General features: G+C 54.4%; 14 protein-coding genes, 1 pseudogene and 1 riboswitch. Of the genes and pseudogenes, 7 read left to right on the top strand and 8 right to left on the bottom strand.

The features are described from left to right. Window positions 1–157: 157 nt before the first annotated feature. Window positions 158–688 carry a DinB family protein gene (locus tag AC2TF6_RS21035; RefSeq protein ID WP_491308337.1) on the top strand — a complete coding sequence of 177 codons (531 nt, stop codon included), beginning with the start codon at window positions 158–160 and terminating at the stop codon, window positions 686–688. A 237-nt stretch (window positions 689–925) separates the two neighbouring features. On the opposite strand, the gene AC2TF6_RS21030 is transcribed toward AC2TF6_RS21035, so the two are convergent. The 6 genes from AC2TF6_RS21030 to AC2TF6_RS21005 all read right to left on the bottom strand — a co-directional run bounded on the left by AC2TF6_RS21030 (window position 926) and on the right by AC2TF6_RS21005 (window position 7,032). Next, the gene (locus AC2TF6_RS21030; RefSeq protein ID WP_491308336.1) at window positions 926–1,126 is read right to left on the bottom strand and encodes a hypothetical protein; all 201 of its coding nucleotides are present in this window, start codon (window positions 1,124–1,126) and stop codon (window positions 926–928) included. 1 nt (window position 1,127) lies between these two features. Then, a complete protein-coding gene (locus AC2TF6_RS21025; RefSeq protein WP_427517519.1) occupies window positions 1,128–2,135 on the bottom strand; it encodes a TIR domain-containing protein in 1,008 nt (335 codons plus the stop codon). A gap of 125 nt (window positions 2,136–2,260) precedes the next feature. After that, complete coding sequence (locus AC2TF6_RS21020; RefSeq protein WP_491308335.1) at window positions 2,261–2,812, bottom strand: GNAT family N-acetyltransferase; 552 nt, start codon at window positions 2,810–2,812, stop codon at window positions 2,261–2,263. A gap of 284 nt (window positions 2,813–3,096) precedes the next feature. Further along, window positions 3,097–4,020, bottom strand: coding sequence for a Gfo/Idh/MocA family protein (locus AC2TF6_RS21015; RefSeq protein ID WP_491308334.1), 924 nt, complete (start codon window positions 4,018–4,020; stop codon window positions 3,097–3,099). 169 nt (window positions 4,021–4,189) lie between these two features. Beyond that, the gene (trhO, locus tag AC2TF6_RS21010) at window positions 4,190–5,089 is read right to left on the bottom strand and encodes an oxygen-dependent tRNA uridine(34) hydroxylase TrhO (RefSeq protein ID WP_491308333.1); all 900 of its coding nucleotides are present in this window, start codon (window positions 5,087–5,089) and stop codon (window positions 4,190–4,192) included. Window positions 5,090–5,403: 314 nt separating this feature from the next. Next, window positions 5,404–7,032 (bottom strand): catalase, encoded by a 1,629-nt coding sequence (locus AC2TF6_RS21005; RefSeq protein WP_491308332.1) that lies wholly within the window; start codon window positions 7,030–7,032, stop codon window positions 5,404–5,406. 309 nt (window positions 7,033–7,341) lie between these two features. On the opposite strand from AC2TF6_RS21005, the pseudogene AC2TF6_RS21000 reads away from it, so the two are divergent. The 3 genes and pseudogenes from AC2TF6_RS21000 to AC2TF6_RS20990 all read left to right on the top strand — a co-directional run. Beyond that, window positions 7,342–7,623 (top strand): annotated as a pseudogene (locus AC2TF6_RS21000) (ribulokinase); the annotation flags it as partial. Window positions 7,624–7,857: 234 nt separating this feature from the next. Continuing rightward, window positions 7,858–7,939, top strand: a riboswitch (cyclic di-GMP riboswitch). Between the two features lie 129 nt (window positions 7,940–8,068). Beyond that, complete coding sequence (locus AC2TF6_RS20995; RefSeq protein ID WP_491308331.1) at window positions 8,069–10,756, top strand: EAL domain-containing protein; 2,688 nt, start codon at window positions 8,069–8,071, stop codon at window positions 10,754–10,756. A 24-nt stretch (window positions 10,757–10,780) separates the two neighbouring features. Continuing rightward, window positions 10,781–12,109, top strand: coding sequence for an ABC transporter substrate-binding protein (locus AC2TF6_RS20990; RefSeq protein WP_491308330.1), 1,329 nt, complete (start codon window positions 10,781–10,783; stop codon window positions 12,107–12,109). 84 nt (window positions 12,110–12,193) lie between these two features. Here AC2TF6_RS20990 and AC2TF6_RS20985 read toward each other — a convergent pair whose 3' ends face one another. Continuing rightward, window positions 12,194–16,177, bottom strand: a complete 3,984-nt coding sequence (locus tag AC2TF6_RS20985; protein WP_491308329.1) for a glycosyl hydrolase family 18 protein — start codon at window positions 16,175–16,177, stop codon at window positions 12,194–12,196. Between the two features lie 521 nt (window positions 16,178–16,698). Continuing rightward, complete coding sequence (locus AC2TF6_RS20980) at window positions 16,699–18,426, bottom strand: methyl-accepting chemotaxis protein (RefSeq protein ID WP_491308328.1); 1,728 nt, start codon at window positions 18,424–18,426, stop codon at window positions 16,699–16,701. Between the two features lie 275 nt (window positions 18,427–18,701). Between AC2TF6_RS20980 and AC2TF6_RS20975 the strand changes: the two genes are divergently transcribed. The 3 genes from AC2TF6_RS20975 (at window position 18,702) to pstA (ending at window position 21,595) form a co-directional block, all read left to right on the top strand. Then, window positions 18,702–19,598 carry a phosphate ABC transporter substrate-binding protein gene (locus AC2TF6_RS20975; protein WP_491308327.1) on the top strand — a complete coding sequence of 299 codons (897 nt, stop codon included), beginning with the start codon at window positions 18,702–18,704 and terminating at the stop codon, window positions 19,596–19,598. Window positions 19,599–19,874: 276 nt separating this feature from the next. Continuing rightward, window positions 19,875–20,741: a phosphate ABC transporter permease subunit PstC gene (gene pstC / locus AC2TF6_RS20970; protein WP_009671360.1), complete on the top strand. Its 867-nt coding sequence runs from the start codon at window positions 19,875–19,877 to the stop codon at window positions 20,739–20,741. Next, the gene (pstA, locus tag AC2TF6_RS20965; RefSeq protein WP_491308326.1) at window positions 20,738–21,595 is read left to right on the top strand and encodes a phosphate ABC transporter permease PstA; all 858 of its coding nucleotides are present in this window, start codon (window positions 20,738–20,740) and stop codon (window positions 21,593–21,595) included. The genes pstC and pstA overlap by 4 nt, the downstream gene beginning before the upstream one ends. The last annotated feature ends 4 nt before the right edge of the window (window positions 21,596–21,599 follow it).

The following is a 21,599-nucleotide window of genomic DNA, read 5'->3' as shown; positions in this document are numbered from 1 at the left end:
GGATATCGGAAAATCACCCCGTGTGTATACCGATCACTACTCTTGGAGGTGCATTTTTACGTAGATAAGTGAAACTCATTCATAAGAAGGTGAAGAAAACACGGGAACGCGCTATGATGGAGGGAGAAGGACGTTTTTATACAAGGAGGCGGGACGCATGATTTTTTCCGAACTGGAACCCTTTCTGGATAAAAAAAGACGGGAGTTTCTGGCGGCGCTGGACGCTTTCGGACCGGAAGAACGGCACCTGAGCGAGTACGAAGGCGGCTGGAACCCGGTCCAGATCGTCGAGCACCTGAGCATTGTGGAGGAGCAGGTCATCGCCGAAATCGGAAGGCTGCTGAACGGCGAAGCTGTCCGGCCATCCGAGCCGGTGGAACGGAAGCTGGTGGACATCACGGCGCTGTTCGAGCAAAAAGGGCTGCTCGGCACGCCGAAAAAATCTCCGCCTTCCGCATTTCCTACCGGAAAAGTGGCGTATGAGGACGGGCTGGAACGGCTTGCGGAGGTCCGCGGCAAACTGAAAGCGTTTTTGCCTCGTTTGGCCGCAAGAGAGACGAACCGTCTGGTGTCCCGCCATCCCCTCGGCGTGGAACTGAATGCTTGCCAGTGGCTGCAATTCAGCGCTTTTCACGAGTGGAGTCATATTCACCAGCTGAAACGGATTCGCCGGGCTCATTCCAATTAGCGGAATAAAGAGTACAGGATGAGGGGGCGGAAAGCCGGCTTCTATGTTTCCGTTAATCCAAACTCAGATGTATCCGTATGCCATTCTCCCATCCTTCGTCCTCCGTACCTCAATGCTTCCACACCTCCATACTGCCCGCCAACCATAGCCGAACATCGGGATACCCGCGTGCCTGAACAGCAAAAACCCGCCCCTTTCTTACGAAAGGAAGCGGGTTATTCTCATTCTGTATGGGCGTCAGCCTTGAAGATAGACGGGAATTTCGTACACGGCTTCTTTCTCCAAAACGAGCTGGAAAGACTGCTCTTTCCCGTCTACGGAAGGACCGATGGAATAAATGGGACCCGAGGAGTTCCGTTGGGTCAAGACTTTGCCAGCAGATTTGGCGGAACGACGACGCTTTAATCCGCTGTTCGATCTGTTTCTGACCGGTTTCATCTTATTCCCCTCCCAACAAATCGTTTACCGAACTGATCAGCTGTCCGTTCAGGCCGGCTATCTTATTCAACTGCTCCGAACTCAATGTGTCCTGGCCGATCATATGCACGGTCAGCACATACTTCTTAGCTAAAGGATAACATATCAAATATTCATTTTCAATGGAGGAAGAGTGCAGATTCATCGTGACTCTGTTGTTCAAATGAGCGTCCACTACGAGGATACGCTTGTCTCCGGGGCCCAGATTTTCATTGGCCGTCAAGGGATAAGTCCGGTTCATCGTGCCGATGTTCGAGGTGCCCGCGACCTGCTTGATCCACTCGTCCTGCTCCGCGCTGTGAATCGTGACGCCCTTAACCGTAAACTGGGGCGGGCACGTGTAGGAGATCCGGATTCCTTCGCTTAGCGTCTGGAGGGAATTTTCCTCCTCCGGTTTGAAGGGAACCCCCTTTAACAGGGTACGAAAAAGGCGCAGAATGCGTGCGAGCTGGGAGATCGTCGGCTGCTCCGAAAGGCAGCCCAATTCGCGCATCTTTCTTTTGACGGTGCTGCAAGCCGCGGCCGTTGCCTGAACCCACTCGTCGGCTTCGGAACGGATTTCGAACGTAAGGGCATTGACCCCGAACAGGTCCGAAGGTGTCCGCAGCCCGCCGACGGCCGTTTCGTTAACGCTTTCAGGAATATGATCCGGCATAAGAAAAAAGACGCGTTCCCTGCCCAGGCGGCTCATAAAAAGCCCCATTTCAAAAATGGTATTATCCCTGGCCGAGGCATACTGCTTGCCGCGGATTTGAACGACGTCGTCCGTCGATAAGATGAAAAGGGCGAAATCGTTGTTTTGTACCTGTTTATCCAAATCTTCCATGGTATACCGCCCGGGATTGAAGGCGCCGGCAAACCAGGGGTTCACCTGCGCGGCCGGGGAGAGATTTTCCAGCACACCTTCCGCGATAGGAATCGCTTCCCTGGAAGAGCCGATAAACACTTTCGGTTTCCGTTGTTGGTCCATACGTACTCCTTTTTTCCAAAAGTCGCCTGCTTCTTTAAAAATAGCGCAAGGGAGCTCATTTGTCCATGCGGCAGAAGTAGGACGAGGCGGCAGGGAAGAAAAGGGCGGCGATCGACTTCCTTCGACTAGGTGCGCCGATAAGATCTTTGATGAAAATCGGTGATCGACTCAAAAAGAAGCCGGCCGTCGTCCACGAGCTTTCCTTCGGGGCTTAAATTCACATACATCGCCTGATAGCGCTCCGGCACCCAGCTGTATTCGTGGACGTAGTCCGTCAAATGAAACCCGCAGGCTTCCCAGAAACGCCGCCGGCTCCGATGGCCGGGTCCGTCGCCGGCTTCCGCTTCGATCAGTATGCCGCTGAGGCCGCGTTCCTCTCGGGTCCAATTTTTAAGCTCTTCTATAAAAAGCCGGCCGGTGCCTTGTCCGCGGCAATCGTGACGGACGGCGATGTAGTCGATCAGAAGCGCCCGTACCGAAGGTAGCTCTCCGGTAATGGCCATAACGGCGGCCGTATTTTCAACCATCCCGAGATGAAGGAAGCAGAGCTTCCTTTGGAACATCTGACGAATGATTCGGATAGGCTTTCTTCCGTGATCCGGAAAAGCCTCATTGTAGAGGGGCTCCGCTTCCCGCCAAAGCTTTTCATCCCACTGCGCGGTCGTGATGATTTTCATCGGTACCTCCGGTCTGGGTTAGTTGGGTAAACCGCAAATGCGACAAAAAACAAAAAGAAAGAGTGCAGCCTCACGGAAACGTAAACGGGTACCCGTACGCGAAACACTTTTTTTGAAGTGTCCAGTGCATGGGTACCCGTTTAACGGGAGGCACTCTTTCTTAGTTTAAGCGAGAACGGGTCCCTTTAAACGAAGGGCGGCCGATCTGGACTGCCGGACAAACGAAGGGCGTTTATTTGAATGGGCTGTCTTTGCAGATGACCGGCCGGGAGAACAGGCATTCCTTATCCCCAGGCGGATACTCCGTTCTTTTCAAGCTCTTTCACGATCTCCTCGCAGACGCGGTGGGTTTCGAGGGCATCCCGCGTTGACTGTAGAGGCTGTCCGCCTTCTTTTACCGTTTGGATAAAATGATCGATGATGGCATGGAAACCCCGGCGGTGCAGAACGGGGTCCCAATCGTTGAATTTGTAATGCCGCTCGCCGCCGTCCGCCAGCTCTACCGCGGTATTGAGATCTTTCACCGACCATTTGCGGCCGCCGCCGATCGCTTCTACGGTCTCTTCGCTGCTGCCGCTGTCCCGGTTCATGATGCCGATGGCCGTATAGCCGTCGCCGCTGAGCTGAAGCATCACATGGTACAGCTTGCCGTCCTTCTGGTGGGACGTGACGTTAACTTCCCGGACGTCTCCCGGCACAAGATAGCGCAGCGTATCGACGACATGGATGAAATCGTCGAGGATGAACCGGCGCGCAAAGTCGGGGGAGTGAGGGCGGTTTTTTTGCATCAGAATCAGGTTCGGCGATGATTTTTCTTTAACGGAAACGTAGAGAGGAGCGAAACGCCGGTTGAAGCCGACCATCAGAATGAGGCCGTTTTTTTCGGCAAGTTCCGTAAGCTCCAAGGACTCCTCGTATGTATAGGCAATAGGCTTGTCCACATAGACGTGAACGCCGTTTTGCAGAAGCTGCTTCGTTATTTCCGCGTGGGATTCCGTTGAAGAGTGGACGAATGCCGCCCGGATGCCCCGGCTGATCAGATCGCCGACCTCCGTAACGGTTTCGCTTATCCGGTAAGTGGCGGCAAGCTGCTCCAGGGTAGCGGTATTTCGCGTACAGAAGACAAGTTCCACGTCGTTTCTTGCGGTGATCACCGGCAGGTAAGCTTTGCGGGCGATGTCGCCGAGCCCGATAATACCAATGCGCATAAAGTCTCCTCCTCGAATGTTCTTCTTCCATTATAGCGGAACTCCGCAGCTCTTTCCCGCAAAAAGAAAAACCCCCGGCCCCTCCTTTTGTCGGAAGTAGGCCTGGGGTTCGCTGCGGCGGGCGATCGCAGCCGCTTTAAGTAAAGCACGCGCCGCCATGTGAAGCTGCTTAACGCGCGGAAAGAACGAGCTCCTCGCATTTGTCCGAGCAGCAGCCGCTGTGCTCTTCTTCGCATTCCGGACAGCAGATGTGCTGGAGATGGCAGAAGTCGTTCGCGCAGTTGATGAACGTGTCGGCAGGCTTGCCGCAGTGATGGCATTTACCCACGACGATATCTTCTTCGGTGTGATTAATCGGCACCGAAATCCGCTCGTCGAAGACGTAGCATTTGCCGTCGAAAAGTCTTCCTTTCACTTCCGGGTCCTGCCCGTAAGTGACGATGCCGCCTTCAAGCTGCGCGACATCGTTGAAGCCTTCCTTGATCAGGAAGCCGGTCAGCTTCTCGCAGCGGATACCGCCCGTACAGTACGTAAGGATCGTCTTATCCTTCAGATCGGCCATGTTTTCCCGGATCCATTCCGGAAATTCGCGGAACGCTTCCACGTCCGGACGAATCGCGTTGCGGAAGTGGCCCAAATCGTACTCATAGTTGCTGCGTCCGTCGAGGACGATCACGTCTTCGTTTTGAAGCTGCTCGTGGAACTCGGCCGGAGACAATCTTTTTCCGCTGATCACGTTAGGGTCCAGCTCTTCGTCGTAACGGAAAGTGACCAGCTCTTGTTTGAAGCGGACGAACATTTTATTGAAGGCATGCTCTTCGGCCGGATCGGTTTTGAATACCATATCGGCAAAAAGAGGGTTGGCATGCATGTCCGACATATACTGCTCCGTCTGCTCGAGCGTACCGGATACGGTCCCGTTGATGCCTTCCGCGGCAATCAGAATGCGGCCTTTCAGGCCGAGATTTTTGCAGTATTCCCGGTGCTCGGCCGCGAATTCCTCGGGATTTGCGATCGGAACGAATTTATAGTAAAGCAAAATGCGGTAAGGCTGCTTCGTATCGTTCATGGCTAGTACCACCTGTCTAATCTAAGTTTTAGGAGAAAAGGCTGCGTTCAATCAACAACGGTAGAAAAGGGATCGCCCTTTCCTACCGTTATAGAGGAGTAACTTGAGGATTCATGCATCTATTATAGAAGATATCCCGGACTTAGTAAACATTTAGGCTTCCTAAATAGGGGATGGAAAGTGATAGGATATTTTGCGGCGGCGGATATCAGAAGCTTCTATTAATAGTTGTTAGCAAAAACGCAAAAAGCAAAACGCAAAAACGGAAAACAGTTCCCTGTTCTCCGTTTTCGGGGCGCGCCCGTCAGCCGCTTTTAATAGCCGTCCGTTTTGCGGCCGGCTTGTTCCGCTTTCTCGGCACCTTCCCGGTTTTGAACCGTCCCCATGTGCTCGGACAAGGCAGCTGCCTTGTCCAGCTCTTCCGCTACGCGGCGTCCGTATTCCGCATCCGCCTGGGTAAAATAGTTCACCATCTTGTCGCGGATGACAGGTTTGCAGATCTTGAGGTTGTTGACGAGATTGGAGATCAGCTCGTCTTTCTCCCACGGCTCGAACTTCCGGTACGTGTCGCCCGCCTGTCCGAAATCGTTCGGCCGGTCGATTTTCTCGCGGACGAGCTTGGCGTTATAGGCCGGTTCGTGTTCCCGTCCACGCGGCGGCGCTTCCTGCAGTCCGCCGAGCGAAGTAGGCTCATAGTTGACGTGCGGATTTTGTCCGGGCGCCCGGTCCACGAAGTACGTCATCTGGCCGTCGCGTTGGTTCGTCGCGACGTGCTTCTTCGGAGCGTTGACGGGCAGTTGCAGGTAGTTGGTCCCCACCCGGTGGCGCTGCGTATCCGAGTAGGAGAAAGTGCGGCCCTGGAGAAGCTTGTCGTCCGAGAAATCCAGGCCGTCGACGAGGACACCCGTACCGAAGGCCGCTTGCTCGACTTCCGCGAAATAGTTCTCCGGGTTTTTGTTCAGGACCATTTTGCCGACCGGGAGGAACGGGAACTTCTCGTGGTCCCACAGCTTAGTCGGATCAAGCGGATCGAAATCCAGCTCCGGGTGCTCGTCGTCGCTCAGAATTTGAACGCTGAGTTCCCATTCCGGATAGTCGCCGCGTTCGATCGCTTCGTACAGATCCTGGGTAGCGTGGCTGTAGTTTTTACCCTGGATTTCATCCGCTTCGCGCTGGACAAGGTTGCGGATGCCGTTATTGATCGGTTCCCAGTGGTACTTGATCAGCACTCCCTCGCCGTCTGCATTGACCCATTTGTACGTATTGACGCCGGATCCCTGCATTTCCCTGTAATTGGCGGGAATCCCCCAAGGCGAGAACAGGAACGTAACCATGTGCGTCGCTTCCGGAGAGTTGGAGAGGAAGTCGAACATTCTCTCCATATTTTGAACACCCGACACCGGGTCCGGGCGGAAGGCGTGAACCATGTCCGGGAATTTGAGCGGATCGCGGATAAAAAAGATTTTCAGGTTGTTGCCGACGAGGTCCCAGTTCCCGTCTTCCGTATAAAATTTGACGGCAAAGCCGCGCGGGTCCCGGAGCGTTTCGGGCGAATGAACACCGTGCACGACTGTGGAGAACCGGATGAATACCGGCGTTTTTTTACCGGCTTCCTGAAAAAGCTTGGCGCGGGTATATTTCGCGACCGGCTCTTCGCCGACTTTACCGTACGCTTCAAAATAGCCGTGAGCGCCCGCGCCGCGGGCGTGTACAACGCGCTCGGGAATTTTCTCGCGGTCGAAATGGGAAATTTTTTCGAGAAAATGGTAATTTTCCAGGGTGGAAGGACCGCGGTTTCCGACGGTGCGGATATTCTGATTATCGGTGATCGGATGCCCCTGCCGGTTGGTCAGCGTCGTTTCCTGCTCGCCTTCGGCGAGTCTTTGGTCGGCAGGGCCGCCGACTCCCGTTACGGCTGTACCGTTGTTGATCTCGTCTTTCATGACCCAATTCCTCCTGCTCTTGTCAGACTGTTTCCATTATTTTCAGAGAGGGCCAAAACTATGCATGAAACGGAAAGTCAGCGGGAGCAAGGAAAGCTTCCGGCGAATTACCGACCGGCATGCTGCGGAGAGAAATTTTCTGGATCAAACGCAAAAAAAGCGGTAATCCTTGGAAATCTCTTATATAATAAAAAGAAAGTCAAACCCGCGAGGGGAAGGCACGTTTTGTACAGATCAAATGTAAGCGATACCAAAACAATAGAGCTTCGGCAGCGGTTTCCGCGTACACGCAGGGAGGAGCATCAAAAGATGAGCAAAACATACGCCATCGGCATCGATTACGGGACGGAATCCGGCCGGGCCGTGCTCGTCGATCTGGCCGACGGGCGCGAAATCGCCGAGCATGTAACGGTTTATCCGCACGGGGTGATGTGCCGCAAGTTGCCGTACTCCGGAGTCCGGCTGGAACCGGACTGGGCTCTCCAGCATCCCGGAGACTACATGGCCGTGCTTACCGCTTCCGTTCCCGGAGTGATCCAAGCATCCGGCGTGAGTCCGGAGCGCGTGGTCGGGATCGGCGTCGATTTTACGGGGAGCAAACGCTCCGGGAGAAAGGAACGGAACGTCACCGGGGGCAAAAGCAGGATCTCCTCCCCTGAGAAAAAGATGATTTTTATCCGTTAAAAGGGTTAATTTTCCCCATCATTCGGCTATTATTAAGCTTTTTTTTAAAAACTGCGACTTTTGCCCTATTTTATTATTGTAAAAAAGAGGAGAGGGACCCAGTGCGTCGAAATTATTAACTAACGAATCTTTAGTTGAATAACTCGATAAAGGCAAACTATCGCGAAAGCATAGGACGCAAAGCCACGGGTCTAAAGCGCAGCTAGACAGCCGGGTTACCGAAGTTGGATGAGTGGAAGTGGAGGCTGCTGTTTTGTAAGCGGTCTTTTATTTTTGCCGGTATCCATTAAGTAAGTTCGGACATGGGGCAGTGCTCACATTCGTACTTTTCGGCAGAAATGGAGGACAGCGTGTGAAAACTATTCAGTCCCTTTTACAAAATAAAGCCCGCTTAACGCTGGGATACCTGCTCTGTATCGCTTTGGCGCTTCTTTTCGAAGCTAGCAGGCTTCATCTTATCTACGGAATCGCCTTCTCGTTTTCCAGCATCTTTCTCCTGTTTGCCGTATCGTTGTTCGGCGTCCGTCTGGGCCTCCTGGCCGGCGTCATTACCCAACTCTTCTCCTTCTTCTTTCTACACCATCCTACATTCGAATGGATCGGCCTTCTTGAAATTGCCGGGGTCGGACTCCTTAACCGGAAAAAACCGGGGCAGCTGCTTGTCTGGGACAGCATTTACTGGCTGCTGATCGGGCTTCCGCTGATGATCGTCATTTACTACGGTTTCTACAAATTTGTATCGGACGAGCTGATTCTGATGCTCCTGATTGCGCTCTCGAACGGGTTGTTCAATGCGCTAATCGCCGATATTTTGCTGAAGTACCTGCCTCTTTTTCATTGGTTCGGCCTCGTCAAAGAGCGGGAAAGAACTTACTCCTACAGCAAGGTCCTGTTCCACCTGTCGATTATGGCCGTGGCGCTTCCGTCGCTCCTTTATATCGTGATGAACAGCTGGTATTCCGAGAAATTGTCCATCCAGAACTCCAGGCAGCTTGCGGTAAACACGGCCAACAGCATCAACCAGGAGCTGAACCAATGGGAAGCCGAGGATATTCTCGGCATCAGGCTCAAGGGGCGGATACAAGTGGGTTATCTGCAGGAACTGGTGAATAAATACACCTCGGAACAGTTGTTCCGGATCGTCATTACGGACAGGTCCAACAAAGTTCTGGCGGCCGACCGTCAGAGCTACACGCTGAACCAGGTTTACGACTGGAGGAGCGGCAACAATATAGTGGGTCTGGACGACAACTTTTACCAGGTCCTGCCCGCCCGGGAGAGAACGGCTCTGCCCGCTCAACAGTGGAGAGAGGGCAGCTACATCTACGACAATGCGGTCGCCAGGATGCCCCTGCACGTATACATCGACATACCGATCCGCCATTATCAGATCAGTGTGTTCTCGCAGTATTTGTCGCAGCTCTGGTACCTGCTTTTATTCGCGGCAGCGGCAGCCGCCACCGCATTATATTTAAGCCGCGTTCTGGTCCACGGGCTGTCCAAACTGGCGACCTCCACAACGGACCTGCCGGAAAAATTAAAGCAGATGAAAGAAATCGAGTGGCCGAGCAGCCGTGTTTCGGAGATTACCTCGCTGACCTATAACTTCCGGCAGATGTCGCTGAACCTGCTTAGCATGTTCCATCAAGCGCAGAACATGAACCAGCGCCTGCAGGAGCAGACGGACAAGCTTCGTCTTTCGGAGGAAAAGCTTCATCAGCTCGCTTTTTACGATATCCTCACGGGGCTTCCCAACCGCCTGTATTTCACAACCTACCTGCAGAGCATGCTTTTGGAGGCGGCTCACGCGCCCAAGCAGGTGGCGGTCATGTTCGCCGATTTAAACCGCTTCAAGCAGATTAACGATACGCTGGGTCACGATATCGGCGATCTGCTGCTCAAAGAGATCGGCGAGAGATTTGCCCGCAGCGTTACGGAATCGTGCAAGCTGTTCCGAATCGGCGGAGACGAGTTCGTCATCGTCATTGAAGATGCCGATGACTCGAAAGCGACGGCCGTGGCGCGCAGCATGTTCGCCGCTCTGGAGGAACCGGTCCGGCTGATGGGATCGACCCTGTACAGTTCAGTCAGCATCGGCATCAGCATGTTTCCGCGAGACGGCGACACGATGGAGGCCATCGTCAAAAACGCGGATATGGCGATGTATTTCGCCAAATCCGCGGGCTGCAGCAACAGCTATCAGTTCTATGAAGAAGAGCTGAAAATCCGTTTTTCCGAAGAAATGATGATCGACAACGGTATTCAGGAAGCGCTTGCGAACAATCAGCTCGTTCTGCATTATCAGCCGAAGGTCGATACGGCTTCCGGCGCAATCAGCGGAATCGAGGCGTTGGTGCGCTGGGAGCATCCCGAGCAGGGGCGCATTTCGCCCGATAAATTTATTCCGCTGGCCGAAAGATCGGGGATCATCTACAAAATCGACGAATGGGTATTGAAGGAAGCCTGCCGTCAGAATAAAGCGTGGCAGGATGAGGGGCTTCCCAAAGTTCCGGTTGCCGTGAACATTTCGGCCCTGCATTTTTCCCAGACGAATCTGCTGGATATGATTCATGGCGCGCTGGAAGAATCGGGACTGGAAGAATCCTATCTGACTCTGGAAATTACAGAAGGAGTATTTATCGAGAATGTCGAACAGGTCATTGGAATCATTAGCCGGATCCGGGAGCGGGGCATCCATATTTCGATCGACGATTTCGGGACCGGGTACTCTTCCCTTAACCAGCTTCAGCGGCTGCCGATTTCACATGTGAAGCTGGACCGCTCTTTTATCCGGGATATCAGCGGGGAGCCCAAAAAAGCCGCCGTGGCCAAGGCGATCATCGAGCTGGCTCACAGCATGAATATGACCGTCGTGGCGGAGGGAGTCGAAACAGCCGAGGAATCGGACTATTTTACCCAGTGCCGGTGCGACGAACTCCAAGGCTACTATTTCAGCAGACCTTTGCCTGCCCTGGAATTTTCCAGACTTCTCCAAAGAGGAAACTATGCCGGACTTTTTGCCGGGGGACATACAGATTAGCTATACGATGGGAGGAAACGAGTTGTGGTCAAACTTACTAAAATCTTCGTGCTGCTGCTCCTGCTCACAGTAACCACCGCGGGCTGCTTCCGGTCCGAGCCGCTCATTCCCGCTTCATCGGCACCCGCCGAAAAGTCGGTTCCCTCCGCGGACAAAAGGGCCGTTCCGAACCATTTGTCGATATGGACCCATTACGGCGGGATTGAGACCATGGCCGCTAAATTCAAAGAAAGCTACCCGGATCTAAGTGTAGATGTGAAGGTCATTCCTTACTCCGAATATGTGGGAGCTTATCTGCAGGCGCTGGCGGACGGGAAACCGCCGGACGTCATGATGGTCGACAGCAGCGATTTCGGCAATTTCTCCGCGATCGAAGGGCTGGAGGATCTGCTCAAGCCTCCTTATCAGGCGGGAAAATACCGGAACGACTTCAGCCCTTCCCTCTGGGATAGCGGCATGTCGGCGGACGGAAGCGAGCTGATTGCCCTTCCGCTTTCCACGGCGCCTACCGTTACCTATTACCGGGAGGACATTATGAAGCAGTACGGGTTTCCTTCGGAGCCCGAGGAGCTTGCCAAGTATATGGAAGACCCCGCAAACTGGCTGAATATGGCCAAGAAGCTGCGCGAGCATAACATTTATTTGACGCAGTGGGTGAACGAAACGGTCCAGCTCTTCGAGCGTTCGGAAGGCATTTTCGACCGCAAACTGAATTTTATGCGGTATAATGAAGCGTTTCACAAAGCGGTGGACATTGCAAAAAAAGTCAACGATTTCGGCTTGGAGGCCCATCTGGACGTATGGGGCGATTTGGGCCGGAAGGCGGTCCAGGACGGAACGATCGCCATGATGTATTTTGGGACATGGGGAGTCGAGCAGATTAAAGAATGGGCGCCCGAGACGGCCGGCAAATGGCGCGAAACGAGACTTCCTTTCGGCTTGTACGGTTGGCAGAACAGCACCAATTTCCTTCTCCCTTCGGTCGGTGCCAACAAGGAGATGGGCTGGAAATTCATTGAATTCGCCGTTACCGAATACAGTAAGGATGGCCTCAGCGGGGCGGTTCCGGCGTATTTACCCGCCCGCGGCAATGCGAAGGAATTGGCGGCCACGAATCCGTTCCTGGGGGGACAGAAAACCTATGCGCTTCATGAGGATTTGATGACCCGGGTGAGAGAATTTCCTACCACGCCGCTGGACGTCAAAGCCCAGGAGATCTGGGAGAGTGAGATCGCAAGCGGCATTGAGAAAAGACTGTCTACCAAACAGATTATCGCGGACGCACGAGATAAAATCGAACAGTCCCTTTCGAAAGAAAAGCAGATTTTACTGGATACCATGAAGAAAAAATAAAAAACAGCAGCCCGCCCGTCAAAACGGGGCGGAGCTGCTGTTTTTGGCTTTCATGTCAGTCGGGCATGGCTGCCGAATCAGTCCTTATTTTTTAGTCCAGAGAGCCGGCACGTTGGAAGGCTCCCATCCCTGCAGGGAGGTGTGCGGCTGGCGGCAGATATAAGTCGAGCCGTTGTAGGTGACTTCTTCATTAACCTTGTAGCTGACGCCGGCTGCCCATGCGGCAGGACCTCCGGGAGCTGCCGGGTCCGTCGTTGCCTGGATGGAAGCGGCTGCGGATACGTTGCCTGCCGCATCCTTGGCTTTTACGGTGAACGTATAGGCCGTGTTCGCCGTCAGCCCTGTGATGACGGCAGTCGTACCTGTGACGTCCACAGTATTGGTACCGTACGAAACGGTGTAGCCCGTTACGCCGACATTATCCGTTGAAGCGGTCCAGCTGAGGCTGACACTGCTCGAAGATTTTGCCGTTACTTTCAGAGCCGTTGGCGCCGTAGGTGCCGAAGTGTCGCCGGAGCCGCCGCCGTTAGCGGTTGTGACGGCCAGCGGCGTGCTTGCCGCGGATACGTTGCCGGCCGCGTCTTTCGCTTTTACGGTAAACGTGTAGGAGGTGTTTGCCGTAAGATTGCCCACGTTATAGGTCGTGCTTGCCGTATCGGCAATTTTGACCGATCCCTGATAGACTTCGTAGCCGGTTACGCCGATATTATCCGTGGATGCGTTCCACGTAAGCGTGACGCCTGTAGCCGTTACGTTGGAAGAACGGAGATTCCCCGGAACGGAAGGTGCCTGATTATCTCCGGGAGTTCCCGGACCGAAGCTGTCCAGATAGGCACGATGGCTGTTCGAGAACTCGAAGTTGTTGAATTTGTCCCAGTTGATGGACCAGGTCATCAGACCTCTCAGTCCCGGTTGAACGGAACCGCGAAGGGTATAGGAGCCGAAAGCTTTGCCTTTCATCAGATAGTCCAGCGCTTTATGCACTTCGGAGACGCTTGTGAAGCCGCCGCCCGCGTTGCCGTTAGCCGGAAGTCCGACCACGACTTGATCCGGACGGAGCGCCGGGAAGAAGGAGTTCGGATTTTTGGCGATCGGGAAGCCCGTAAGCAGCATGTCGGTCATGGCCACGTGGAAATCGGCTACGCCCATCGTGTGGTACTGATCGTCCAGTCCCGTGATAGGACCAGAGTTATAGAGCTGAACCTGCAGCCAGTCCAAAATATCGCGTACGCCGTAAATCACCGGCAGGTAAGCCCCGGCACGCGTATCGCAGCCGCTGCAAGTGCCGCCGTAGAAGGCGTAGCCGAGCTGGACGAAAAACGTTTCCGGAGCCATAGTCAGCATGAATTTGTCGCCAAACGAATCATGCAGCTCGCGGATAGCGGAAATCAGGTTCGTAATGACCGGTGTGGTCGGATTTTTGAAATCGGCATCGCCCGGGTTCAGGTACAGGGAATGGCCCTCGAAATCAATATCCAGGCCGTCGAAGCCGTATTTGGAAATGATGGACTTCATGGAACTTACAAAATTGCTGCGTGCGCCGGCTGTTGTCAGCTGGACCTGGCCGTTCGCGCCGCCGATGGAAATAATGACTTTCTTGCCTTGGCTTTGCAGATAAGCGACATCGGCTTTAAAATCCGCATCTGTGTAGTTGAATGGTGTGAATCCGATCGTTCCTGTCGTCGATCCGCCTACAGGCTCGGCGAAGGAAACGTTAATGACATCGAACTTGGGGGAGATATCGCGCAGACGAATGAAACCGGAACCGTTGTCGAAGTTGTGCCAGTAGCCGACGAGCACCTTGGTGCTCGGAGCCAGGGCCGAAGATGAGCTTGCAGCGGAGCTGCCCGGAGCGATGGCGGGTAAAGCCGCGCCCGCACCTGCGATCAGATTAGAGGCAAGTGCCGCGCCGTCGGAAGAAACAGAAGCGGGAGAACCCGCTCCCGCTCCGCAATCACTGACATATTTCCAGACGCCGTATTGACCGGAAAGATCCGGGCGTTCACCTTGCGTCCACCATTTTGCTTCATAGATTTTGCCGTTGTAGGAGACGCGTTGTGCCGCCGTATACGATTTGCTTGTGTCCCAAGCCGCCGGGCAAACAGCGCCGCCGGAGCCGCTGTCCGTCGTAGCCGAAACGGTCGCCGCCGCGGAAAGGTTGCCAGCCGCGTCCTTCGCTTTTACGTTGAACGTATAAGCGGTGCCGGCCGTAAGGCCGCTGATCGTTGCGGTTGTACCGGTGACGTTGACGCTCGTGCTGCCGTAAGATACGGTGTAGCCGGTTACGCCTACGTTGTCGGTGGAAGCTGTCCAGCCGAGTGTTACGCTGGTCGATGTTTTGGCGGTTACGGCCAGATTAGCCGGAGTCGTCGGTGCCGTCGTATCCGTTCCGCCGCCCGAGTTTGCATCGGTGGTAACGGATACGGCGGAGCTTGCCGCGGATACGTTGCCCGCCGCATCCTTCGCTTTTACCGTGAAGGAGTAAGCCGTGCTTGGCGTGAGACCTGTGATTGTTGCGGTGGTCGCCGAAACGTCAACCGTCTTGGTGCCGTAAGTGACGGTGTAGCCGGTCACGCCTACATTGTCCGTCGAAGCGCTCCACGAAAGCGTAACGCTTGTGGACGTTTTAGCCGTCGATGTCAGATTGGCCGGTACGGAAGGTGCAATCGTATCGCCGACCGGTGCGGAACCCGACAGGTCGGTCGTGACTTTCTTCAAAAGCGTTTTGTTGCGGTCGCCGCTGAATTCCCAGAGCATGCCGCCGCCAAGACCTTTGGACTTGATGTAGCTTGTTTTATGCCCGATGGATTCGGCATCGTCGTAAGAGATGAACGTGCCGTTCGAAGCGTTGTACAGGAACGGAACTTTCGCCGTGTTGTTCCAGTAGCGGGTGTATCCGTTTTTGTTGATATAGTTGGCTTCCAGATCGTAGAAGTCGTAAGAGCCTTTCTCCCACGTTCCGGTAGTCGCCAGACCGGCGCACTGCTGGTATTCGCCGTTAGCCGTGTTCTTGCAGCCGCTCCAGCCGCGTCCGTAGAAAGCGAGGCCGAGAACGATTTTGCTTGCCGGTACGCCGGCGTCGAGGTGCCCTTGTACGCCTTTTTCCACATTGAACGTGTCCGCATTCGGTACGCCTGCGGCAATTGCGGCCGGATCGGTATAGAGTGGAGCGTTGTGAGCGCTGACCGTCTGCCAGCCGCCGCTAAAGTCGTACGTCATGATGTTGATCCAATCGAGATACTTGGCAATATTGCCGAGCTCGGTGTTGGCCGCGTAAGTCGGACCTGCGCCGGAAGCGATGGTCAAGAAATATTTCTTGTTGTCCGCCGTGCCTGCGGCATCCAGCTTCTCACGGATCTTCTGAAGGAGCAGCGTGTAGTTCTGCTTATCTTCCGGGCGAGCGGAGTTGCCTGCAAGGCCTCCTCCAACCGGATACTCCCAGTCGAGGTCGACGCCGTCAAACTGATATTTGCGGATGAAGTCGACCGCGGAGTTTGCGAATACTTCACGTATCTCAGCGCTTGCCGCTACATCGGAGAAACGGTTGGACCAGGACCAGCCGCCTACGGAGATGATCGTCTTGAGGTTCGGGTTGGCCTGTTTCAGCTTGATCAGCTGTTTCAGGTTACCGCGAATAGGCTCATCCCAAGTATCGCCGGGGAAGCTTTTCTGCGTGTCGATCCAAGGATCGCCGATAACGATCGTGCCGTTCGGAACGTTAATGTTGGCGCCCGCAGCATCTTGGCAGGCCCACGTTTGCGGATTCGGACCGGTCGGGTCCGGGTTGCCGTGTTTGCCGTTCCAACAGATGTCGGCGAAAGCGTAGTTAATGTGCGTAACTTTCGAAGCATCTATGTCGGCTACGTTGTAATTGCGGCCGTAAGCCGCCCATGAAGGGTAGTAACCCACGATTTTATAAGATTCAGCCGCCGACGCTTTCTGCGCACTTAAGCCCAGGAACGGGAATAAAGACACAATGAGGGTTACGATCAACAGGATGCGGAGCGCAACCCGGGCCGGTGAGTGGGAACGCCGGGCTTTGGCAGATTGCCGGGATTTCAGGTTCATTAAGTAATGCCTCCTTTTCGGATAGGGAAAAATGGTAACGCTTTCATGAATAAGAGTCCACAGAACTTCAACAGCATCCGGATTGTTCCGCATGGGTTGCGGTTCCTGGCTGCATGCACCTCCTTTATGAGATAACCGTCTGAATGGGAGAAGAAGGGTGTAAGGTTGAACGACCGGCCTTGATAGGCTTGGATATAAGCGACAGGCGAACGAGCTTGAAATATGCGAAAGCACAAGGTTCTTCTTCTCGCGATGAAACCGGTTAACTAATTTCAGTATCAAGGAAAATGGCGGGAAGCAAAAGGGATAACATTAGACGATAAGGGAGAAGTTTCTCTATTTTTCGCCCTTTTCTTACAAGAAACTGACACGAAAGCTGAACGAAGGTCAATTAAAATGGAGTGTTTCATGAGCGATAACCAGTTGTCTTGAAAAAATCCGCGGGAGTCGAACAGAAATGTCTCCTCGACATGCAAAAAAGCACCGCCATGACGGGGTGCTCTTGCGATTATTTCCGGCTCTTACGAAGCTTCGCCGATCTTGAACTTGTTGATTTCGCGGTACAGACTTTCCGCGAGTCCGTTCATCTCGTCGGCCTGCACGGCGATGCTCCGGATGGAGGCGTCGTTCTCGGTCGAAGCCGAGGTGACTTCCTGCACGCCCGCGGACGTCTCCTCGGCAATTTCCGCCATGCGGCGGATGGTGCCGACGAGCTGCGCGCTGCTGTGCAGGGAACGCTCGATGCGGCCGTTGACGAATTGAATCTGATTCGTCACGACTTCCATCGCGCGTTCGATCGCTTCGAACGAGCCGAGCGATTCGCGGACGGTCAGCTCCTGGGCGTCCGCATGGCGCCTCGCGTCCGTGACGCGGGCCTGCATCTCGAGCATCCGGCTCTCGACGGATGCGATCGTACCCGCGGCGCGGCGGGCTTCGTCGCTCGACTGCTGCGCGAGCTGACGCACTTCCGCGGCGATGACGGCGAAGCCACGCCCGCTGGAGCCGGCGGCGGCCGCTTCGATGGCGGCGTTCAGCGCCAGCAGGTGGGTTCTGGACGCGATCTCGGTAATCGCGTCCAGGATGGTGCCGATGCGGCGGGAATCGCCTGCCAGCGTCGCCATCGCTTCCTGCACCTGCCCGAGCACCCGCCGCGTAGCGCCGCTGGCTTCCTCCAGCGAGTGCACGGAGCGGGAACCCTGCACGGTGACTGCCGCCGCTTCCCGGCTCGCCTGGCTCATCACCGCCGCATACTCGGCGATCTCGCGCGTCTCGCTTTCGAGCCCGGCGACGGAGGTGGACGCATGCTCGGAGTCCGCCGCCTGCTCGAAAGCGCCGTGCGCAATGGCGGACATCGCCTGGACGATGTCCGCATTGGCCGCCGCCGTGTCGGTGGACACCCGGCGGAACGTGACCGACTGCCCGGCCAGCGCCGTCGCGATGCCGCTCGTATGCTCAAGCATGCCGCGGACCTGGGCGGTCATCCGGTCGAAGCTGCGGCTGAGCTCGCCCAGCTCGTCCTGCGTGCGGCTTCCGATTTCATGCCGCAGATCGCCGGACGCCATGCGCGCGACCGCTTCCTGGAGCTTGCGCACCGGAATGAGGAAGGATCGGATCAGCAGGACGGCGACAACCGCGGAAGCGAGAAGGACGAGGACGGCCGCGGCGATTGTGACGGTGACGGTCTGCGCGATGACTTTCCGGGAGTCCTCGACAGCCGCCTGCGCATCGGCCGAGAAGGCGATATAAAACTTGTCGACCAGCTTAAAAATCGTTTCGCGCAATATCTGCCCTTCGCCGTAATAATGAAGCATGCTCAGCTCCATCTCTTTGGGGCTGACTTTCTTCTCCTGGACGAGCTTGGCGGCCCCGTCGAAATTGTTTATGTAATCCGCGGAAGCGACGATAAGCTCCCCGCGCCACGCTTTTTCCTCTTCGGTCCGGGCGGTTTCCTTGATGGCGTCGAGAAGACGGCTGTAGACCTTTCTCGTCTGCTCGTAACCTTCTATATAGGAAGGATCTTTGGAAAGCTCGAGGCCGGAAGCGATAATGCTGAGTTCCTGAACCGTTTCTTTCAGCTCCAGCGCAGTCGTTTTCATGGCGACCCGCTCGTTTTGCAGCGCGATCTGCGAGCTGATTTTACTGATTTGATGTACCAGGAAAAAAGCCATAGCCACAAACAACAGAATCAGAACCCCGAAGCTGGCGATCAATTTGCGTTTCATTGTGCTTAAATAGAAGAAATTCCCCATGTTCACCCTCCGATAGGTTCTTTGTTTAGAAAACGACTTATAAATAGGTCTATAGTCTCCTTGATTGTAAGTCTAAAGTATTAGATGAGGTGAAGGGTTTTGTAAAGGTGATGTAAAAAAGGCTCATTTCGAAGGGAGATGGAACGTTTCCGGATGGTTCGTGAAAGTTTTACATGAAATTTACGTTTGGACGACTTGCAGTTTACATTCGCTTGTTACGATGTCCTAGGAAACACAAAACAAAGAAAGAAACGTCAAAGGAGGACATGTACAACATGTTGAAGTTCATGTCGAAAAAAGGGTTATCCATCTCGCTAGCTGCAGTACTTACTCTGGGGGTATTGGCTGGCTGCGGAAAGACAGACACAAACGCAAGCAGCCCCGCAACATCGAACAAGCCTGCCGAAACAACGGCGGCTCAAGAAATTTCCGGAACGGTTACGGCTTCCGGCTCCAGCGCACTTCTCCCGCTCGTGAAAGAAGCGGCGAAGCTGTTCATGGAAAAGAATCCGAAAGTTACGATCAACCCGACGGCCGGCGGTTCCGGCAAAGGTCTTAAAGACGTGGCGGACGGCATTTCGAATATCGGGAACTCCGACGTTGCCGCTGGTGACGAATACAAAGACAAAAACCTGAAAGAACACGTGGTTGCGATCGCTCCGTTCGCACTTATCGTAAATCCTGACGTAGGTATCGAGGGCTTGACGAAACAGCAGGCAGCCGATATTTTCATGGGTAAAATCAAAAACTGGAAAGAAGTAGGCGGCAAAGACGCTCCGATTAACGTCGTTCACCGTCCGGACTCTTCCGGTTCCCGTAAGCTAGTGCAGCAAATCGTTCTTGACGGCAAAGACTTTACTAAAGACGGCGTCGTTCAAGAAAGCACGGGTGCCGTTAAAACAGCCGTAGGCAGCCAATCCGGCTCCGTCGGTTACATTGATACGCCGTACCTGGACAACACCGTTAAAGCTCTGAAATTCGACAACGTCGCTTTCTCCAAAGAAACGATCAAAGACGGCAGCTACAAGCTGTTCGGAACCGAGCGCATGTATACGAAAGGCGAGCCTACAGGCGCGACCAAAGCTTTCCTTGACTACATCATGAGCCCTGATTTCCAAACGAAAAAAGTCGAAGAATTGAAGTTCCTTCCGGCTGACCTTCTGAAAAAATAAAATTTTTTACTTCCGTGGGATGTCCTGAAGCTTATCAACTTCGGGGCATCTTTTTTTTGCCGCAAAATTTACACGGGCTTTACAATTGATTAATTTTGTATTTACAAACAGGGCCTATGATTAAGAAGAATCATTTAGTACTTTGTGCTTACCGACTATGCACGCATTCCGATTGAAGGGGGCTTCCCGTTTGTGAACACTTACGCTCAGCAAACAACGAAGACGAAGGAGCAGAGCCGACAAAACCGCCAAAGCCAGAAAGGACCCACGCGCTGGATGAAACTGCAAAAACGGCAGGACAGCGTGATGAAGCTGCTGTTTGTCGGCAGTGCGGCACTCGTCTCGATTGTCATATTTTCGATTATTTTGTTTGTCGGTGTACAAGGCATGCGCACCTTCTCGGGCGTCAGCCCGATTGAATTTTTCTTTTCGACAGACTGGACGCCAAGCGCGGACAAATACGGAGCGTTTCCGTTCCTGTTCAGTACTTTTCTGTTAACGATGCTCGCCATTGTACTTGCGGTCCCTCTCGCCGTAGCGGGAGCCGTCTTCATGGCGAAGATCGCACCGAAATGGGTGAGAGAGATCATGCGTCCGGCAACGGACCTGTTCGTGGGCATTCCGTCGGTCGTATACGGCCTGATCGGCCTTACGGTCATTGTGCCTTTTATCGGAAAAGTGGTGAACGGGACAGGATACGGGATTTTGCCGGCGGGAATCATCCTCGCGATTATGATTCTGCCGACCATCCTGTCCATCTCGGAGGATGCCATCCGCGCACTGCCTCCGCGGCTGGAAGAAGCGTCGCTGGCGCTCGGAGCCACCCGCTGGCAGACGATTTGGCGCGTGCTGCTTCCAGCGGCCCGGCCCGGAATTTTGACCGGCGTGGTGCTTGGAATCGGGCGGGCCATCGGAGAGACGATGGCGGTATTCATGGTCATCGGGAACTCGCCGCAGATGCCCAAATCGCTGATTGATTCGACCACGGTTCTGACGACGGCAATCGTCAAGGACATGGGGAACACGAACTACGGATCGACCTGGAACAACGCGCTTTATTTGATGGCCTTTGTTCTCTTGATCACTTCTCTGCTGCTGATTCTCATCATCCGTGTCGTATCAAGAAGGAGTGAAGTGAAATGAACAGTAAAACGACTGACCGGATCGCCACGCTGTTCTTCTGGACGGCCGGCATCTTTATCCTGCTGATCCTGGCCTGGTTCCTGATCCGGATACTCGGTGCGGGACTGCCGCATCTTACGTGGGATTTCATCACGGGCAAGCCGGAGGATATCGTGGCCGGCGGCGGCGTCGGACCGCAGCTCTTCAACTCGTTCTACATCTTGTTCCTCTCTCTGCTGTTCTCGCTGCCGATCGGGTTGGGAGCCGGGATTTACCTGGCGGTGTACGCCAAAAAATCACGTTTTACCGAAATTGTCCGCATGTCCGTCGAGACGCTGTCTTCCGTGCCATCCATCGTATTCGGTTTGTTCGGATTTCTCCTCTTCGTGGACTTGATGAATTTTAAAATTTCGATTTTGAGCGGTTCCCTGGCTTTGGCGCTTCTGAATCTGCCGGTTCTTGTCCGGGTCACGGAGGAATCGATCCGTACCGTGCCCGAATCGTACTGGGAAGCGAGTCTTGCGCTCGGTTCGACCAAATGGCAGGCGATCCGCAAAGTGCTGATTCCCTCCGCACTGCCGAGCCTGATCACGGGCATTACGCTCGTAGCCGGGCGCGCACTGGGTGAATCGGCCATCCTGATTTATACGTCGGGGCTTTCCGTTTCCCGGCATTTCCCGGATTTCAATCCGCTGACGATGGGCGAGACGCTTTCCACGCACTTATGGTACATCCAGGCGGAAGCCATCGTGCCGGATGCGAAGAAAATCGCGGAAGGCAGCGCCGCGCTCCTTCTTGTAGTCGTTCTGATCTTCAACCTGCTTATCGGCATTCCTAGCCGAATCATCCAAAAAAGACTTACGGGAGGGAAATAACCTT

It is taken from the genome of Paenibacillus sp. JNUCC 35, from assembly GCF_058269095.1.
Note: the sequence above shows the minus strand (reverse complement) of the source record. Positions and strands in the feature narration are given on the sequence as shown.

Excerpts from the sequence above, each read along its gene's own strand:
- AC2TF6_RS21035 (WP_491308337.1), top strand. The coding sequence starts at position 158 with ATGATTTTTTCCGAACTGGAACCCTTTCTGGATAAAAAAAGACGGGAG.
- AC2TF6_RS21030 (WP_491308336.1), bottom strand. The coding sequence starts at position 1,126 with ATGAAACCGGTCAGAAACAGATCGAACAGCGGATTAAAGCGTCGTCGT.
- AC2TF6_RS21025 (WP_427517519.1), bottom strand. The coding sequence starts at position 2,135 with ATGGACCAACAACGGAAACCGAAAGTGTTTATCGGCTCTTCCAGGGAA.
- AC2TF6_RS21020 (WP_491308335.1), bottom strand. The coding sequence starts at position 2,812 with ATGAAAATCATCACGACCGCGCAGTGGGATGAAAAGCTTTGGCGGGAA.
- AC2TF6_RS21015 (WP_491308334.1), bottom strand. The coding sequence starts at position 4,020 with ATGCGCATTGGTATTATCGGGCTCGGCGACATCGCCCGCAAAGCTTAC.
- trhO (WP_491308333.1), bottom strand. The coding sequence starts at position 5,089 with ATGAACGATACGAAGCAGCCTTACCGCATTTTGCTTTACTATAAATTC.
- AC2TF6_RS21005 (WP_491308332.1), bottom strand. The coding sequence starts at position 7,032 with ATGAAAGACGAGATCAACAACGGTACAGCCGTAACGGGAGTCGGCGGC.
- AC2TF6_RS20985 (WP_491308329.1), bottom strand. The coding sequence starts at position 16,177 with ATGAACCTGAAATCCCGGCAATCTGCCAAAGCCCGGCGTTCCCACTCA.
- AC2TF6_RS20980 (WP_491308328.1), bottom strand. The coding sequence starts at position 18,426 with ATGGGGAATTTCTTCTATTTAAGCACAATGAAACGCAAATTGATCGCC.
- AC2TF6_RS20975 (WP_491308327.1), top strand. The coding sequence starts at position 18,702 with ATGTTGAAGTTCATGTCGAAAAAAGGGTTATCCATCTCGCTAGCTGCA.
- pstC (WP_009671360.1), top strand. The coding sequence starts at position 19,875 with ATGAAACTGCAAAAACGGCAGGACAGCGTGATGAAGCTGCTGTTTGTC.
- pstA (WP_491308326.1), top strand. The coding sequence starts at position 20,738 with ATGAACAGTAAAACGACTGACCGGATCGCCACGCTGTTCTTCTGGACG.